The following is a 16,760-nucleotide window of genomic DNA, read 5'->3' on the forward strand; positions in this document are numbered from 1 at the left end:
AGACACAGTTTTCAGCCCAGTCAAACCCCGGCTTGCCGGGGTTTTTTTATGTCTTATGTCTGGGGGCAGAAGGGTTTTTCTCACCCTCACCCTAGCCCTCACCCCGGCCCTCTCCCGTAAACGGGAGAGGGAGCGTCCGCGCGGTGTTGATGGATAAGTGCAGCAACATCAGCCCGCACCAAACGGTTCCCTCTCCCGCCAGCGGGAGAGGGAGTATCTGCGCGGTGTTGATGGATAAGTGCAGAAACATCAGCCTGCACCAAACGGTTCCCTCTCCCGCCAGCGGGAGAGGGCCAGGGTGAGGGAAACACCGTACCATCCCCACACCGCCAATAAAAAAACCCGGCCGGAGCCGGGTTCTGTCAACACGCAATCAATCACACCGCTTCATACAGCGTCTGGTGGCGCGTCTCTTTACAGGCAATCAGTGCGATCAGCGTCAGCACCGCCATGGAGGCCAGATAGAAGCCCACCGCCTGCAAGCCGTAGTTCGCATTCAGCCAGGTCGCAATATAAGGCGCCACCGAGGCGCCAAGAATCGACGACAGGTTGTAAGAGAACGACGCGCCGGTATAGCGTACTTCGGTCGGGAACAGTTCTGGCAGCAGCGCGCCCATCGGGCCGAATGTCAGACCCATAATACTCAGGCCGAGCAGCAGGAAGCCCATCACCAGAATCTGCGAGCCGGAGCCGAGCAGCAGCGGGAACATCAGCGCAAAGGCGATGATAATCAGCGTAATGGTGATCATCGTTTTGCGACGGCCAAAACGGTCCGCCAGCAGGCCGGCAATCGGCACCATCACGCCAAAACCGATGACCGCCACCATCAGCATCCACAGGAAGCTGTTACGCGAATAGCCGAGACCAACCGGCGCCGGCGCAGTGCCATAGCTCATCGAATACACCGTCATAATGTAGAACAGCGTGTAGGTCGCCAGCATGATAAACGTGCCGAGAATGGTCGCCGTCATATGCTTGCTCAGCAGCGTACCGATGGGGATCCGCACCTGTTTCTTCTCTTTCTGCACTTTGGCAAACACCGGGCTCTCATGCAGCGATACGCGCACATACAGACCGATAATCACCAGTACCGCAGAAAGCACAAACGGCACGCGCCAGCCCCAGTTCATGAACTGCTCATCGGTCAGCAGCCACGAGAGCAGCAGGAACGTGCCGTTTGCAAAGAAGAAGCCAATCGGTGCGCCCAGCTGCGGGAACGAGCCGTACAGCGCGCGTTTCTTCGCCGGGGCGTTCTCGGTGGCCAGCAGCGCTGCGCCGCCCCATTCGCCGCCCAGTCCCAGGCCCTGACCAAAACGCGCCAGCGCCAGCAGCAGCGGTGCCGCCACGCCAATGGTCTGATAACCCGGCAGCAGGCCGATCAGTACGGTAGAAACGCCCATGGTCAGCAGCGAGGCAACCAGCGTCGCTTTACGGCCCACGCGGTCGCCAAAGTGACCAAACAGCGCGGAGCCAATAGGGCGCGCAACAAAGGCGATAGCGAAGGTCGCCAGCGATTGCAGTGTGGCAACCGTAGCGTCACCCTGCGGGAAGAAGATATGCGGAAAAACAATTACCGCGGCGGTGGCATAGATATAGAAATCGAAGAATTCGATCGCAGTGCCGACCAGTGAGGCAACTACCACTTTACTGCGTGAGTTAACCGGTGTGCCGTCGTGTGGTTGGTCGGGTGTTTCGGAGATGGAGGCTTGCATAACTGTTTCTTAATTGTAAATGTAAACAAAGAATCTTACGCACCTGTTTTGCCGCATTCAATGACGAAAAACCGCGTCACACCGGGCTTTGGCGGCGAAAAAGAGGATAATTTCTGAGTTACGGCAATCGGCGGCGGATGGGAAGGGGAAGCGCGGCTTTTCTGGCGTGATTCTCTGCAAAAGGGCCAAATAAAAGTGACCCTCCAGCGTTTCCTGCTGGTTTTTGCTGCTTTAGTAGCCAGCAGGAAACATTTTTTGCTGTTGCGGCAAATGTAACTGAATTGTCGCGTTACGCCGAGTGATGCGGCTGCGACATCTCGGGATCATCCTTGTATTTTGCGGTGGCGATCCACGCAGCGCAGAACAGCGTCAGACGCGCGAAAAAGTAGAAGAAGGCCATCAGCCCCAGCACCGATCCAAAGGCGGCACCGGAGGGCGACGTCGCCAGCTTCGGCAGCGTCAGCGTCATGACAAACTTGATCACCTCAAACCCTATCGCCGCCAGCAGCGTACCGCGCAGCAGCGCTTTTTTGCGTGGCTTGTGGCGCGGCAGAATCCAGAAAATCCACAGGAACAGCAGATAGTTGGCGAAGATGGAAATCGACAGCGCGATGATGGTCATCGCCGGCCGCAGCCACTCGATATCGCCCAGCCCCAGCGCATTCACGATCGCCGCCTGCGCTGCGCCGGCAATCGAGGTCAGCGACAGCGTAATCACCAGCGCCAGCATCAGACCCAGCAGCGAAACCAGGTCGCGCAGATATTTCTTCCACCACTTCTCCTGGTCATCCGGCTTGCGTTCCCATACGTCACGCGACTGGGCGCGTACCGCTTCGCGCAGGTTACCCATCCAGTTAATGCCGGAGTAGAGCGCCAGCAGCAAACCGGTCAGGCCGACAGTCGCGCGCTGCTGAATCGCGGTATTGACGGTATTTTTCAGCGTGGTCGCCAGCGTCGGGTCGCTGATGCTGTTAACGATTTTGTTGATCAACTCGGAAAGCAGGTCCTGATTGGACGCCAGCACAAAGCCGACCGCCGCAAAGGAGACCATCAAAATCGGTATCAGCGAAAGAAAGGAAAAATAGGTGATCGCCGCACCAAACTGGCTGCCGAGGCGATCGTTAAAGCGCTCAAGCGCGCGCAAAAAGTGCGCCACTGCCGGGATCGCCTGAAACCAGGCGGCAAAGCGTGAGACGCGCCGGATTGAGCCATCTACGGTTTTGTTCCCGGTTTTGATATCAATCAGCGGCTTAGCTTCAGCCGCTGAGGCTTTTGTGGTTTTGTCCGTCATAGACCTTCTGCATCCTGTTCACAGCGAAAATAAAATTATAGCCTGCCCGTTCAGGTCACGTATTCCTGCAGCACCTGACTCAGCCACTCCATAAACACCCGCACGCGGCGCGCCACGTTGCGACGGTGAGGATAGAGCAGGGAAATCGGCATCGGTTTGGCCGGGAAATGGTGCAGCACTTCGACCAGCTGGCCGGATTCCAGCAGCGGCTGCACGCCAATCGCCGGTACCTGAATAATGCCCAGCCCGGCGATACAGGCGGCGCGATAGGTCTCAGTGCTGTTTACCGTCACCACGCCGCCGGTCTGCACGTAGTGGCACTGTTTGCCATCAAAGTACTCAAAGCCCGGCGAGGGCTGCCCCAGCTGTTGGGTATAGTGCACCATGGCGTGCTGGCCGAGATCGTCCAGCCGCACCGGCATGCCGAAGCGGGAAAGGTAGCCAGGGCTGGCGCAGTTGATCAAGGCGTGCGAGCCAATTTTTCGCGCAATCAGGCCGGAATCTTTCAGTTCGCCAACGCGTAACACGCAGTCAAAGCCCTCGCGAATCACATCAACCTGGCGATCGCTGCTGCTCAGTTCAATCTCCACGCCCGGATAGTGCTGCAAAAACTCCGGCAGGCGCGGCAGGATAAAACCGGTTGCCATCGCCACCGACATATCGACGCGCAGCTTACCGCTCAGCGTGGCAGGATCGTGCTGGAACAGGCTGTCCATATCATCCAGCATCGACAGCAAATCCAGGCAGCGATCGTAATACACCAGCCCATCCTGGGTGAGATGCACACGGCGCGTGGTACGGTGCAGCAGGCGTGTGCCCATCTGATTTTCCAGCGCCTGCAGCTGGCGGGACACGCTGCCCTTGGGTAAACCCAGACTCTCAGCCGCGCGGGTAAAACTGCCCATTTCTGCCACCCGCACAAACACCTGCATAGCGTGAATTTTATCCATGTTGTTCACCGATTGTTGTTGTTAGTGAAACAGTGCTGTGTATTCCCCTGCGTTTATAGATCAATTATTCGCGAATATCCTTAATCCGTGTTCAATTTTCCAACCGGAGCGAAACATGTCTCATAAAATTGCATTGATTACCGGCGGTAACCGCGGTCTGGGCAAGAATGGCGCGCTGAAACTGGCCGCTAAGGGCGTCGATATTCTGTTTACCTGGCGCGGTCATGCTGAAGAAGCGCAGGCGGTCGTGAAGGAGATTGAGGCGCTGGGCGCGCGTGCGGTGGCGCTGCAGCTGGATGTGGGTGACAGTAAGCAGTTTGATGACTTTGCGGCGCGGGTCAAAGCAACGCTGAACGAGACCTGGCAGCGCGATAGCTTTGATTATTTAGTGAACAACGCTGGCCACGGTCATTACAAGCTGCTGGCCGAAACCAGTGAAGAGGAGTTTGATGCGCTGGTGAATGTGCATTTTAAAGGGCCGTATTTCCTGACGCAGAAACTGCTGCCGCTGATCGCCGATGGTGGACGCATCCTGAACATTTCCAGTGGTCTGACGCGCATGACGCTGCCAGGTTCAGGTACTTACGCCGCCATGAAAGGGGCGATGGAAGTGCTGACGCGCTATCAGGCGAAGGAGCTGGGCGAGCGCCGCATTCGCGTCAACATTCTGGCGCCAGGGGCGATTGAAACCGACTTTGGCGGCGGTCGTGTGCGCGACACCAAAGATCTGAACGCGCATATCGCTTCAGTGACCGCGCTGGGCCGCGTTGGTCTGCCGGATGACATCGGTAATGCCATCAGCGCGATCCTGAGCGACGAAACCGGCTGGATTACCGCCCAGCGTATCGAGGCCTCCGGCGGTCAGGCACTGTAAAAACATCGCGCTGCGACCGAATCGTGTTAACGAACGGAGCAGCGCCCGTTTTACACCTCAATCGTGCCATCAATCAGGGTGACGGTTTGCCCGCCGATCCAGATTGTCTCACCGGCAAAACGCACCACAATGCGACCGGCACGCTGGATGGCGCTGCCTTGACGCGCGCAGTAATCCTGCCGCTGGCCCTGCGCCGCCAGATAGCGTGCCAGACAGGCGTTGGCGCTGCCGGTGACCGGATCTTCGACCAGGCTACCGTTCTCGACCAGCAGCGCGCGCACCTCGTACTGCGCCTCTGCGTCCTGCGGCAGCGGGCCAAACAGGGCGATGCCGTTCACACCCGCATGCTGCTGCAGCCGCAGTAAATCGTCCGCCTGGGTGACCACCTCCAGCACCGCCTGCGCGCTGCTCATCGGAATCAACAGCCAGCGAATCCCCATATCCGCCACGGCTGGCGTCTGGCTGAGGTCGAACGCGTCACTGTGCAGTGCGCTGCTCATCAGCGCATCGCTGAACGGCGTCAGGCTGGCGTCCGGCGCGGCAAAGGCCAGCGTACCGTCAGCGCCAATCTGCACCTCAACCAGGCCCACGCCGCACTCCTGCACAATCTTACCCGCTGTTTTCAGGGGCCAGCCGGCTTCCAGCAAGGCATGCGCGGTGCCAAGCGTGGGGTGTCCGGCAAACGGCAGTTCGCCGCCAGGCGTAAAGATGCGCACACGATAGTCGGCTGTGGCATCCTGTGGTGGCAGCACGAAGGTGGTTTCCGACAGATTGGTCCAGCGTGCGATGGCCGCCAGCTGTGCGTCGCTCAGACCCTGGGCATCCATAATCACCGCCAGCGGATTGCCGCTGAACGCGCCTGTGGAGAACACATCCACTTGTTTAAACGCCACCTGCATGTTTGCTCCTTTCCTCATTGAGGTTGTCTGAAATCCGGATTTACATCCTGCAGATTGCTTAAGGCGTCTAACAGGACTATGAATAGATTAACAATTCTGCCAGCGGAGTCCGCTATGTTAAAAATTCTGGGCCGTAACTCGTCAATCAACGTTCGTAAAGTGCTGTGGCTCTGTTCAGAGCTGGATATTGCCTGGGAGCACGAGCCGTGGGGCGAAGACCCGCAGTCGTTGCACTCACCGCAGTTTATGGCGCTCAATCCCAACGCCATGGTGCCGGTGATCATCGAAGATGACTTCGTGATGTGGGAGTCCAACGCGATTCTGCGCTACCTCGCCAACAGCAACGGCGGTGAATGGCTCTACCCGGATAATCCGCGCGCGCGTGCGCCGGTCGATCAGTGGATGGACTGGCAGGCCACCGAGCTCAACACCTCATGGCGCTATGCTTTTATGTCGCTGGTGCGCAATTCGCCAGCCCATCAGGATCCGCGCCTGCTGGCTGCCGCCGTCAAAGGCTGGAGCCACACCATGGGTATTCTTAATCAGCAGCTGGAAAAAACCGGGCGCTACGTCGCGGGCCGAAACTTTACCCTGGCCGATATTCCGGTTGGCCTGGCGGTGAACCGCTGGTTTGAAACCCCGCTCGACCATCCGGACTTTCCCGCCGTGCAAACCTATTACGAGCGGCTGACCGAACGCGAGGGTTACACCACCTGGGGCCGCAACGGTAAGCCCTGATCCTGACCCGGCGCGATACCGGTGATTTCACAGGCCAGCGCGCCGGTGCGTTTCAGTGCCCAGGTGTAACGCTCATCAAACGGATAGCAGCAGGAGAGACGCAGCGCATGGCGATAGCGATCGCTCAGTGAATAGAGCGCGCCCGGCGTGACGCAAATCTGCTCCTGCAACAGGCGATGGAACATCTCCACCGTGTCAACCTTGCCCGGCAGCTCGACCCAAAACACAAAGCCGCCGCGCGGCAGGGTAGCGCGCGTGCCCTGCGGGAAATGACGGGCAATGATGCCGCGCGCCGCATCCAGATTGGCGGCATAGCGACGCCGCAGCGAACGCAGATGGTGGTCATAACCGCCGCTGGCGAGAAATTCGGCCAGCGTTTCGCTCAGCAGTTTTGATTCGGTCATCGACGATACCGCTTTCAGCCGCGCAATCGCCGGGTGGAAGCGGCCGGCAGCCGTCCAGCCCACGCGAAAATCGGGCGCGACGGTTTTGGTGAAGCTGGTGCAGTAAATCACCCAGCCGTCGCGGTCAAAGGCTTTGACCGGCGGCGACAGCGGCCAGTCAAACTGCAATTCGTCATACAGCCCATCTTCCAGCAGCGGAACGTGGTAAGTATTCACTAACTTCGCGAGACGCTTTTTATTCTCCAGCGGCATCACGTAGCCCAGCGGATTCTGCGCGCCCGGCATGGCGATCAGCGCCTGAATGCGCTGCTCCTGTAGCAGCATCTCCAGCGCATCCAGCGACAGGCCGTTTTGCGGATCGGTGGGGATTTCCAGCGCCTTCAGCCCGAGTGAGGCCAGCAGCGGGAACAAAAAGAAGTAGGTCGGCGATTCCAGCCCGACGCAGTCGCCCGGCTTCGTCACCGCACGCAGCGCCAGCTGCAGCGCTTCCATGCAGCCGTGGGTCAGGGTGATGTCCGCGACAGTGAGATTCAGGCCGGTGTGCAGGCTACGGCGCGCAATCTCCTCCCGTAAGCGCTCACTACCCGGCGGAAGCGCGTAGCGACCAATGATGTCGTTATCGCGGCGAATAAGGGAGGCGGTAATGCGTCCCAGTTTCGCCGCCGGAAACAGCTCACTATCCTGCGGGCAGGCCAGCGAAATATTGGTGTAGTCGGGGTGATTCTGCGCGGCGAACACCTGCTCGATCAGTTCCAGTTTTTGCGTGCTGGGGTCATTAACGCTGGCGCTCATTGGCCTGAGCGGTCGCGTCACCGCGGGCAGCACGCCACGCACGTAGTAGCCCGACTGCGGACGGGCTTCTATCAGGCCGCGATCTTCCAGGATATGCCAGGCACTTAGCACGGTATTGATGCTGACCTGGTGCGACTGTGCCACGCGCCGGATGGCCGGCAGGCGCTTACCCGGCTTCAGCGTGCCCTGATGGATAGATTCGGCAAAACTGTCTGCCAGCTGCTGGTACAGCGTCTGGCCGGATGAGAGAGGAAGGGACACAAAAGCCTCCGCGCGCGATAGGTACAATTTAAAATTGCCTTAACTGTATCCATCACAATAGTCATTTTGTGTCTCTGTTGCCATCGTAATTTGCGCATTAGCATGGTGCTTCGTTGATTCTCAGGGAAACGCACCATGCTCGATCCATCCTTCTTTAGCTACGTTACGGTGATGTCGATTACACCGGGTCCGAACAATCTGTTACTGGCCACGTCCGGCGTCAATTTTGGCTTCCGGCGCACGCTGCCGATGCTGTTTGGCATCCTGCTCGGCTGTGCGTTACAGATGCTGCGGGCGAGCGTGGCGCTGGAGCTGCTATTGCACTGGATGGCGTCGGTGCGGTTGCCGCTGACGGTGGTGGGATGCAGCTATCTGCTGTGGCTGTCGTGGAAAATCTTCCGCGCCGGTGCGCCGCAGCTGCGCGAACGTCCGCGTCCGATGACCCTGCTGGGCGGCGTGTGTTTCCAGGCGGTGAATCCCAAAGCCTGGCTGATGGTCACCAACGTGGCGCTGATGTACGCCAACAGCAACGGTGTGCTGGCGGTGCTGCTCGGCTTTGCCGCCCTCAACCTGCCGTGCATTTTAATCTGGGCAGCGCTGGGCGATCGGCTGCGCCATCACCTGCAGATTGCGTGGAAACGTCAGGCGTTCAACACGCTAATGGCGCTGTCGCTGGTGGCGACCACCGGCTGGATGCTGTATGACGCGCTGCTAATGAGCTGATGCGACGGCGTTTGATGGCGCGATAAGCAGGAGCACAATATGTGGGGCTGGTCAGTTAACGAAGCCGTACGACGCACCCTGATGTAGCGGCGCGATTTATCGCGCAATGTGCAATGTATTGTGCCGCTAACAAACGCGCGCTTCCTGGTGAATAAATCCCTGGCTGAACCGTCAGGGATTGCGTCATCCAAAAGGCGACACCGTAATCAAAAAAAAGAGGCCGCTATTGCGGCCTCAGGCAGGTCTGTATTTACCGGTGAAGGAACAGGCGTCGCCGCTTACTTGCCCACCACATGGGCGGTTTCACGGCCTTCGTCGTTGGCAGCTTCCGGCGTGATGACCGGTGCGTAATCCAGCTGCAGCACGCGACTGGTTTCGGCCAGCACCTTCTCGGTCAGTGCCACGTCGCCGTTCAGCTTGCGGCCCCACGACGGGATTACCGCGCGGATTTTAGTTTGCCACTCGGGCGAGCGCATTTGCTCCGGGAACACTTTCGCCATCAGCTCCAGCATAATCGGTGCTGCGGTGGAGGCGCCCGGTGACGCGCCCAGCAGCGCAGAGATCGAGCCGTCGGCCGAGGTGACCACTTCGGTACCGAGACGCAGCACGCCGCCCTCTTTCTCATCATTTTTGATGATTTGCACGCGCTGACCGGCCGTGACCAGCTTCCAGTCTTCCTGTTTTGCCTGCGGCACATAAGCGCGCAGCGCTTCCATACGATCGTCATCGCTCTGCAGCACCTGATCGACCAGATATTTCACCAGATCGAAGCTTTTCAGCCCAACCTGCATCATCGGCAGCAGGTTACTGCTGTTCATCGCGCCGAACATATCCAGCAGCGAGCCCTGCTTGAGGAATTTGGTGGAGAAGGTCGCAAACGGGCCAAACAGCAGCACCTGCTTGCCATCCAGCACGCGGGTATCAACGTGCGGTACCGACATCGGCGGTGCGCCCACACTGGCTTTGCCGTACACCTTCGCCATGTGCTGCGCCACCACGTCCGGGTTTTCCGTGACGAGGAACGAGCCGCCCACCGGGAAACCAGCGTAGCCTTTTACTTCCGGGATGCCGGTTTTTTGCAGCAGCGGCAGCGCGGCACCGCCGGCACCGATAAACAGCTGGCGCGCAGTCAGCACCCGCGACTCACCGCTGGCGAGGTTGTGCAGGCTTACCTGCCAGCGCCCATCGCTCAGGCGCTTGATGTCGCGCACTTCCTGACGCAGACGCAGGCGGAAATTCTCTTTCTTCTCCAGCGCGGCAATCAGCTGGCGCGTCACTTCACCGAAGTTAACGTCGGTGCCCATGTCGGTCCAGGTGGCGGCCACTTTCTGCTTGCGGTCGCGCCCGTTCATCACCAGCGGAATCCACTCAGCGATTTGGTCACGATCTTCGGAGTAGTTCATGCCGCGGAACAGGGTGCTTTTCTGCAGCGCCTGGAAGCGCTTGCGCAGGAAAGCCACGTTGGCCTCGCCCCAGACAAAACTCATGTGCGGCGTGCTGTGAATAAAGCTTTGTGGATTACTCAGGTTGCCTTTCTGTACGTGATACGCCCAGAACTGGCGGGAAATCTGGAAGGATTCGTTAATCGCCACCGCTTTGGCAATGTCGATGCTGCCATCCGCTCTTTCGGGCGTATAGTTCAGCTCGGCCAGCGCCGCGTGGCCGGTGCCGGCATTGTTCCAGCCGTTAGAGGATTCGACCGCGACATCATCCAGCCGCTCGACCATCTCAATCGACCAGTCTGGCTCGAGATCCTGCAGCCAGGTGCCTAAGGTAGCACTCATCACGCCTGCGCCGATCAGCAGGACATCTACGTCTTTTCGTTCCTGAAGGTGTGTGCTTTCCATGCCAGCGGCGGCTAGCGCCAGATTTACCGCAGTGTTGCTCATGAGGCGACATCTCCTCTCTGTTGCCCTGAAGCTCAACAGGTTCGCAGGCGAAACAGCCACGCTTTTTGCAAGCGCGTTGCGCTATTTCTCAAAGGTTAAGACTCAGGTTTAAGCCATAGGTGTGATAACGGTTAACTGCACGTTATGCATATGCATTCGAATATAACATTCTCGTATCGGAATTAAACGTTTGTTTATTTTTTAAATGCAGAAATGATTCAGCATAAGAATTAATCAGCCCGACGGCGCTGTCATAAGGGATTTTTATCCCCTAATCAGGCAGTTATAGTAACGTAGTTGTTGCGACAGTGTGAGGGAAATGGAGAGGGTTGATTTCACAAGGTGAGCTGGGTCACAAATTAACGCATTGAAAAAGATAGGTTTTAGCGAAATTGATTTTTTATGCGGATTTTATGTTGCCTGATGTTTCGCCAGATCGTGTAAAAATAATGTTACATTTGTGTGACTTTTAATTTGGGCACCGTGTCAGGCGCCCGTCAGAAGAAAAATGCATCACGCGCAACACTCAGCGCAGCTGGAACCAGCGGCGCCAGACGAAGCGGATAATGAAAAACTCAACGGTACCCAGCAGCAAAAACCAGACGCAGAACACCATGGTGTACAGCTGATTCACATCCTGCAGATGCAGAGCCTGCTGCAGCTGTTTTGCCAGCGCTACGCCAAACGAAGGGGCGGGCAGCAGTAGCGCCGAAAGAAAGCCCAGCAGCAGAATGCCGCCCGGGATGATCAGCGTTTCAAACGGGTTTTTCATCGCATCATTCCAAATCAGTTAGCGCGGGCATTAGCGCATAAAACCGCGGCGCGGTGCAATCCCCGCAGTAGCGCGCGCTAAGAAATTTCTTCTATTCCATCCACTTAGCTGCAGAAATAGCGGCAGTTAAGAGTTATAGCCTTTGCTATACTTAAACCCATGATTTTGTTGTCTTTTTTTTGGCGGGTTGGCGTGCTAGACTGCGCGCACTTTTTCATTACTGAACCCGATATGCGGACAAAGTGCAGGCTTAATCGTCTTATTTCCCCGCATTGACTGAAAACCATGACATTTATCGCAACCCTGATTCTGGCCTTTGGTATGTCGATGGACGCTTTCGCTGCAGCACTGGGCAAAGGCGCGTCGCTGTATCGTCCGGGTTTCAAAGAAGCATTACGCACAGGGCTGATTTTTGGCGTCATTGAAATGCTGACGCCGCTGGTGGGCTGGGCCATCGGGCTGGCCGCCAGCCACTACATTATGGCGTGGGATCACTGGGTGGCATTTGGTCTGCTGGGCATTCTTGGCGGGCGGATGATCATGGAAGGTTTCCGTCAGACGGCCGACGAGCCGTGTGAAGCGCCGCAGCGCCACGGCTTTATGGTACTGGCGCTGACGGCGGTAGCGACCAGCCTTGATGCGCTGGCGGTGGGGGTTGGCCTCGCGTTCCTGCAGGTTAACATTGTGCTCACCGCGCTCACCATCGGTGCGGCTACCACTATCATGGCGACCACCGGTGTGCTGGTCGGCCGCTTTATCGGTCCGGTAATGGGCAAATGGGCAGAAGTGCTGGGCGGCGTGGTACTGATCAGCATTGGCTGCACCATCCTGATTGAGCACTTAGGGCTGTTCCGTTAACGTCTGGCACGATGGGGTGGGCGCGTTTTTGTGATCTGGTTCAAAAATAATTGCGTGAAAAATGCGCGGGCGTTATAATTTTCACGTAATTCTTCAACAATTTTTGTATCAGGTGCACCATGAAACGTTTTTTCCGCTCCGTGTTTCGCTCTTATGTTGAGACCTTCAAACACGTACCGCCGGGCGCCTTAAACTAAGCGCTCCGCCAGAAACCCTCGATAATCGCGGTCAGGGATCGACCTGTGGTTATCACTCGGCGCCGTTCCCCTCTGCGCATCTCTGTCACCAAAACTCACAAACATTAATTACTTTACCCTCAGGTCATACCGCTTTTCCGTCTGGCTTTTGATAACCTGCGCGCAAATTCTCTATAACATTGAGGCCATCATGCAGCTGTGCAGTTTTTCTCTTATTGACCAGGCAAGAAAAAGTTATGGCATCGTGCAACCCGACGGCGTGATCGATCTCGGTGCGCGGCTGGGCGACAGCTGTCCGGATTTGAAAACTCTGCTACAGCGCGGTGGCCTGAGTGACCTGCAGGTGTACCTGAGCGAGCCGGTGGACTATGCCTTCAGCGCGATTCGCTTCCTGCCGGTGGTGGAAAACCCAGGCAAAGTCTTCTGCGTTGGTATGAACTATGCCGACAAGCGCCAGGAGTTTGCCGCCACGCTCGACGCGCCGACGCTGTTCGTACGCTTTGCCGATTCGCTGGCAGCACACGAGCAGCCCCTGCTGAAACCGGCGACCACGGCTGAATTTGATTACGAAGGCGAGCTGGCGGTGATCATCGGCAAGGCTGCTTATCAGGTAAAAGCCGCCGATGCGCTACAGCATGTAGCGGGCTACAGCTGCTTTATGGATGCCACGGTGCGCGACATGCAGTTCACCTGGTTTACCGCAGGCAAAAACTGGCAGCAAACCGGCGGCTTTGGCCCGTGGATGACCACCGCCGACGACATCCCGGACCCGCAGCAGCTGGCGATCAAAACCTGGCTGAATCAGCGCGAAGTGCAGAACGATACCACGGCCAGCATGGTGCATCCGGTGGCGAAGATCATTGAATACATCTCGGCGTTTAGTCCGCTGTCACCGGGCGATGTCATCATCACCGGCTCACCGGGCGGCGTGGGGAAAAAGCGTACGCCACCGCTGTTTATGTTCCCTGGCGATGAGATCGAAGTGGAAATTGAGAAGATTGGCCGTCTGCGCCACCGCATCGTCTGACACGCTGTTACGCGGTGGCGAACGTTGCACAGCCACCGCGCTACCGCTTAAATAAATATTCAACAATACGAAATGTCCCGAATTTATATTTAAATGGCGCAGATTTAGTTATCAGGTTAAATAATTATTGTTAAGTTAATTTTCCTGCGAGGTATTGCGTAAATATTTTTGTGATCGCCAACTAATTCCCTCGCTTTGCTATAGTTAAAATTAAAAGCAGCGGCGTATTATCGTCCACTGCCGATTCCGGCATGGAAATAAGGGATGATAATGAAAACCATCAGTCGCGAGATCATTAACGATCTCATTGACCGCGTGGGCGGTCGGGAAAATATTCTGTCACTTTCGCACTGTATTACCCGCCTGCGCTTTGTGCTGCAGGATGTCGAGAAGGCCGATCCAGAGGCCATCCGCGCCACGCCCGGCGTTAAAGGATGCTTTAATTCTGCCGGACAGTTTCAGGTAATTATTGGAACCGAAGTTGACACTTATTATAAAGCGTTAGTTGAAGCACTAAATATTAGTGAAACCTCTAAGGAGCAGATTAAATCCGCGGCGCGCAGCCAGATGAAATGGCACGAGGCATTATTATCCCATTTTGCTGAGATATTTTTCCCATTATTACCGGCGTTAATTAGCGGCGGTTTGATTCTCGGTTTCCGTAACGTGCTCGGCGATATTGCCGTGGCGGATGATAAAACCCTGGTGCAGCTCTATCCCGGTGTGAAAGGGCTGTACGATTTCCTCTGGCTGATTGGCGAAGCGATCTTCTTCTATTTGCCGGTGGGGATTTGCTGGTCGGTGGTGCGCAAGCTGGGCGGTACGCCAATCCTGGGGATTGTGCTGGGCATTACGCTGGTTTCACCGCAGCTGATGAATGCGTATCTGATTGGCAGCCAGGTGCCGGAAGTGTGGAACTTCGGCTGGTTCAGCATTGATCGGGTCGGCTACCAGGCGCAGGTAATTCCGGCGCTGCTGGCCGGGCTGGCGCTGGCGAAAATCGAACTGGCGCTAAAACGTATCGTGCCCGCCTATCTGACGCTGGTGATGGTGCCGGTTTGTGCGCTGCTGCTGTCGGTTTTCCTCGCCCACAGCCTGATTGGCCCGTTTGGCCGTCTGATCGGCGACGGCATCGCCTTTGCGGTGCGTCACCTGATGACCGGCAGCTTCGCGCCGATTGGGGCCGCGCTGTTTGGCTTCCTGTATGCGCCGATGGTGATCACCGGCGTGCATCAGACCACGCTGGCGGTTGATCTGCAGATGATTCAGAGCATGGGCGGCACGCCGGTGTGGCCGCTGATTGCGCTGTCCAATATTGCACAGGGCGCAGCGGTGGTCGGCATCATTATCGCTAACAAAGATCGTGCTGAACGCGACCTCACCGTGCCGGCCGCTATTTCAGCGTGGCTCGGCGTAACGGAGCCGGCGATGTACGGCGTCAACCTCAAGTACCGCTACCCTATGCTGTGCGCCATGATTGGCTCTGCGCTGGCGGCGCTGCTGTGCGGCCTCAACGGCGTGATGGCCAACGGCATCGGCGTGGGCGGCTTGCCGGGCATCCTCTCGATTCAGCCACAGTACTGGACGGTTTACTCGCTGGCGATTCTGGTGGCGATTCTGGTTCCGCTGCTGCTGACCATCATCATCACCAAACGTAAAGCGGCAACCGCCATCATCAGCCAGGCCGAGGTGCAACATGAACAGGCACGCTGAATATCCCTGGTGGCGCCAGGCGGTGATCTACCAAATCTATCCCAAAAGTTTTCAGGACAGCGGGGCGCGCGGCACCGGCGATCTCAACGGTGTGATTCAGCGGCTGGATTATCTGCAGCAGCTGGGCGTCGATGCGCTGTGGCTGACGCCGATCTATGTGTCGCCGCAGATCGATAACGGTTACGACGTGGCGGATTACACCGCCATCGATCCCGCCTATGGCACCATGGCCGACTTTGACCACCTGCTGGCGGAGACGCACCGGCGCGGTATGCGCATGGTGCTGGATATGGTGTTCAACCACACCTCGACCGAGCATGCCTGGTTTAAGCGTGCCGAAGCCGGTGAACAGCCGTACGTCGATTTTTATATCTGGCGCGACGGGGTGCCCGGCACGCCGCCTAATAACTGGCAGTCTAAGTTTGGCGGCAGCGCCTGGGCGTGGAACGAACGGCGTCAGCAATACTATCTGCACCTGTACGCGCCGGAGCAGGCCGATCTCAACTGGGAAAATCCGGCGGTGCGCGAGGCGTTAAAGCAGGTGTGTCACTTCTGGGCGGATCGAGGCGTCGATGGATTGCGGCTTGATGTGATCAACCTGGTGTCGAAGCACCAGGATTTTAGCGACGATCTGCCCGGCCATGACGGGCGGCGGTTCTATACCGATGGCCCGCGCATCCATGACTACCTGCAGGAGTTCAACCGCGATGTGTTCACGCCGCGCGGGCTGATGACGGTGGGGGAAATGTCCTCGACCACGCTGGCCAACTGCCAGCGCTATGCTTCGCTGGCGCAAAACGAGCTGTCGATGACCTTTAACTTCCACCATCTTAAGGTGGATTATCCCCAGGGCGACAAATGGACGCTGGCGGCACCGGACTTCGTTCAGCTCAAGGCAATTTTTGCGGAGTGGCAGCGCGGGATGCACGACGTGGCGTGGAATGCGCTGTTCTGGTGTAACCACGATCAGCCGCGTATCGTCACGCGCTTTGGTGATGAAGGTGCGCTGCGCATCGCCTCGGCAAAATGCTTTGCGATGCTGCTGCACGGCATGCAGGGCACGCCCTATATCTATCAGGGCGAAGAGCTGGGGATGACCAACCCTCATTTTACCCGCATTGAGCAGTATCAGGACATCGAGAGCCATAACATCCACGCTGCGTGGCTGGCGCAGGGCAAGCCGGAGGCGGCAATCCTGGCGATTCTGGCCAGTAAATCGCGCGATAACAGCCGCTCGCCGATGCTATGGGACAGCAGCGCCAATGCCGGCTTCACGCGGGGTGAGCCGTGGATAGGCGTGGCGGATAACTATACGCTGATCAACGCGGCTAATGCGCTGCTCGACAGCAACTCGGTGTTCTATGGCTACCAAACGCTGATTCGGCTGCGTAAGCGTTACGCTATCTTCACCGAGGGCGATTATCAGGATCTGGCACCGGAAGCGTCACACATCTGGTGTTATCGTCGCAATTCGTCGCGTGAAAGCCTGCTGGTGGTGGCGAACCTGAGTCACAGCGCGCAGCCACTGCTGCTGCCGGAAGTTGAAGGCAACTGGCAGGTGCTGATGAGTAATTACAGTGAGGCATCGCCGCCTGGGGCATTGACGCACCTGCGGCCTTTTGAAGCGGTGTATTACTACCAGTCGTAACGGAGAAATCCG

General features: G+C 57.5%; 15 protein-coding genes. 8 read left to right on the forward strand and 7 right to left on the reverse strand.

The features are described 5' to 3' along the window. Nucleotides 1-377 precede the first annotated feature (377 nt). The 3 genes from C1N84_RS00590 to C1N84_RS00600 form a co-directional block, all read right to left on the reverse strand. Nucleotides 378-1,712, reverse strand: a complete 1,335-nt coding sequence (locus tag C1N84_RS00590) for an MFS transporter (RefSeq protein WP_136547211.1) — start codon at nt 1,710-1,712, stop codon at nt 378-380. A gap of 289 nt (nt 1,713-2,001) precedes the next feature. Then, entirely contained in the window at nt 2,002-3,003 is a 1,002-nt protein-coding gene (gene yhjD / locus C1N84_RS00595) for an inner membrane protein YhjD (protein ID WP_058770904.1), read from the reverse strand. A gap of 50 nt (nt 3,004-3,053) precedes the next feature. Beyond that, nucleotides 3,054-3,953 carry a LysR family transcriptional regulator gene (locus C1N84_RS00600; RefSeq protein WP_031279769.1) on the reverse strand — a complete coding sequence of 300 codons (900 nt, stop codon included), beginning with the start codon at nt 3,951-3,953 and terminating at the stop codon, nt 3,054-3,056. A gap of 115 nt (nt 3,954-4,068) precedes the next feature. Between C1N84_RS00600 and C1N84_RS00605 the strand changes: the two genes are divergently transcribed. Continuing rightward, on the forward strand, nt 4,069-4,827 hold the full coding sequence (locus tag C1N84_RS00605) for an SDR family NAD(P)-dependent oxidoreductase (protein WP_264441865.1): 759 nt from the start codon (nt 4,069-4,071) through the stop codon (nt 4,825-4,827). 50 nt (nt 4,828-4,877) lie between these two features. Here the strand turns inward: C1N84_RS00605 and C1N84_RS00610 are convergent, their stop codons facing one another. Then, nucleotides 4,878-5,726 carry a PhzF family phenazine biosynthesis protein gene (locus C1N84_RS00610; RefSeq protein WP_088516509.1) on the reverse strand — a complete coding sequence of 283 codons (849 nt, stop codon included), beginning with the start codon at nt 5,724-5,726 and terminating at the stop codon, nt 4,878-4,880. Between the two features lie 114 nt (nt 5,727-5,840). Here C1N84_RS00610 and C1N84_RS00615 point away from each other — a divergent pair, with 114 nt between their 5' ends. Beyond that, nucleotides 5,841-6,464 carry a glutathione S-transferase family protein gene (locus C1N84_RS00615; RefSeq protein WP_058780243.1) on the forward strand — a complete coding sequence of 208 codons (624 nt, stop codon included), beginning with the start codon at nt 5,841-5,843 and terminating at the stop codon, nt 6,462-6,464. On the opposite strand, the gene C1N84_RS00620 is transcribed toward C1N84_RS00615, so the two are convergent. Further along, nucleotides 6,431-7,921: an aminotransferase-like domain-containing protein gene (locus C1N84_RS00620; protein WP_058775178.1), complete on the reverse strand. Its 1,491-nt coding sequence runs from the start codon at nt 7,919-7,921 to the stop codon at nt 6,431-6,433. The genes C1N84_RS00615 and C1N84_RS00620 overlap by 34 nt on opposite strands. Nucleotides 7,922-8,056: 135 nt before the next feature. On the opposite strand from C1N84_RS00620, the gene C1N84_RS00625 reads away from it, so the two are divergent. Continuing rightward, a complete protein-coding gene (locus tag C1N84_RS00625) occupies nt 8,057-8,644 on the forward strand; it encodes a LysE family translocator (protein WP_394541698.1) in 588 nt (195 codons plus the stop codon). A 278-nt stretch (nt 8,645-8,922) separates the two neighbouring features. Here C1N84_RS00625 and mqo read toward each other — a convergent pair whose 3' ends face one another. Both mqo and C1N84_RS00635 read right to left on the reverse strand, forming a co-directional pair. Further along, a complete protein-coding gene (gene mqo, locus C1N84_RS00630; RefSeq protein ID WP_021507903.1) occupies nt 8,923-10,533 on the reverse strand; it encodes a malate dehydrogenase (quinone) in 1,611 nt (536 codons plus the stop codon). A gap of 526 nt (nt 10,534-11,059) precedes the next feature. Further along, nucleotides 11,060-11,305 carry a DUF1158 domain-containing protein gene (locus C1N84_RS00635; RefSeq protein ID WP_010615729.1) on the reverse strand — a complete coding sequence of 82 codons (246 nt, stop codon included), beginning with the start codon at nt 11,303-11,305 and terminating at the stop codon, nt 11,060-11,062. A 285-nt stretch (nt 11,306-11,590) separates the two neighbouring features. On the opposite strand from C1N84_RS00635, the gene mntP reads away from it, so the two are divergent. The 5 genes from mntP to treC all read left to right on the forward strand — a co-directional run bounded on the left by mntP (nt 11,591) and on the right by treC (nt 16,748). After that, entirely contained in the window at nt 11,591-12,163 is a 573-nt protein-coding gene (gene mntP, locus C1N84_RS00640; RefSeq protein WP_021507902.1) for a manganese efflux pump MntP, read from the forward strand. 119 nt (nt 12,164-12,282) lie between these two features. Continuing rightward, nucleotides 12,283-12,360 (forward strand): stress response protein AzuC, encoded by a 78-nt coding sequence (gene azuC, locus C1N84_RS00645; RefSeq protein WP_125310475.1) that lies wholly within the window; start codon nt 12,283-12,285, stop codon nt 12,358-12,360. 190 nt (nt 12,361-12,550) lie between these two features. After that, a complete protein-coding gene (locus tag C1N84_RS00650) occupies nt 12,551-13,387 on the forward strand; it encodes a fumarylacetoacetate hydrolase family protein (protein ID WP_104094200.1) in 837 nt (278 codons plus the stop codon). Between the two features lie 270 nt (nt 13,388-13,657). After that, nucleotides 13,658-15,100 (forward strand): PTS trehalose transporter subunit IIBC, encoded by a 1,443-nt coding sequence (treB, locus tag C1N84_RS00655; RefSeq protein ID WP_264441866.1) that lies wholly within the window; start codon nt 13,658-13,660, stop codon nt 15,098-15,100. Beyond that, the gene (treC, locus tag C1N84_RS00660) at nt 15,084-16,748 is read left to right on the forward strand and encodes an alpha,alpha-phosphotrehalase (RefSeq protein WP_264441867.1); all 1,665 of its coding nucleotides are present in this window, start codon (nt 15,084-15,086) and stop codon (nt 16,746-16,748) included. The genes treB and treC overlap by 17 nt, the downstream gene beginning before the upstream one ends. Nucleotides 16,749-16,760 lie beyond the last annotated feature (12 nt).

It is taken from the genome of Pantoea sp. SGAir0418 (assembly GCF_043529865.1).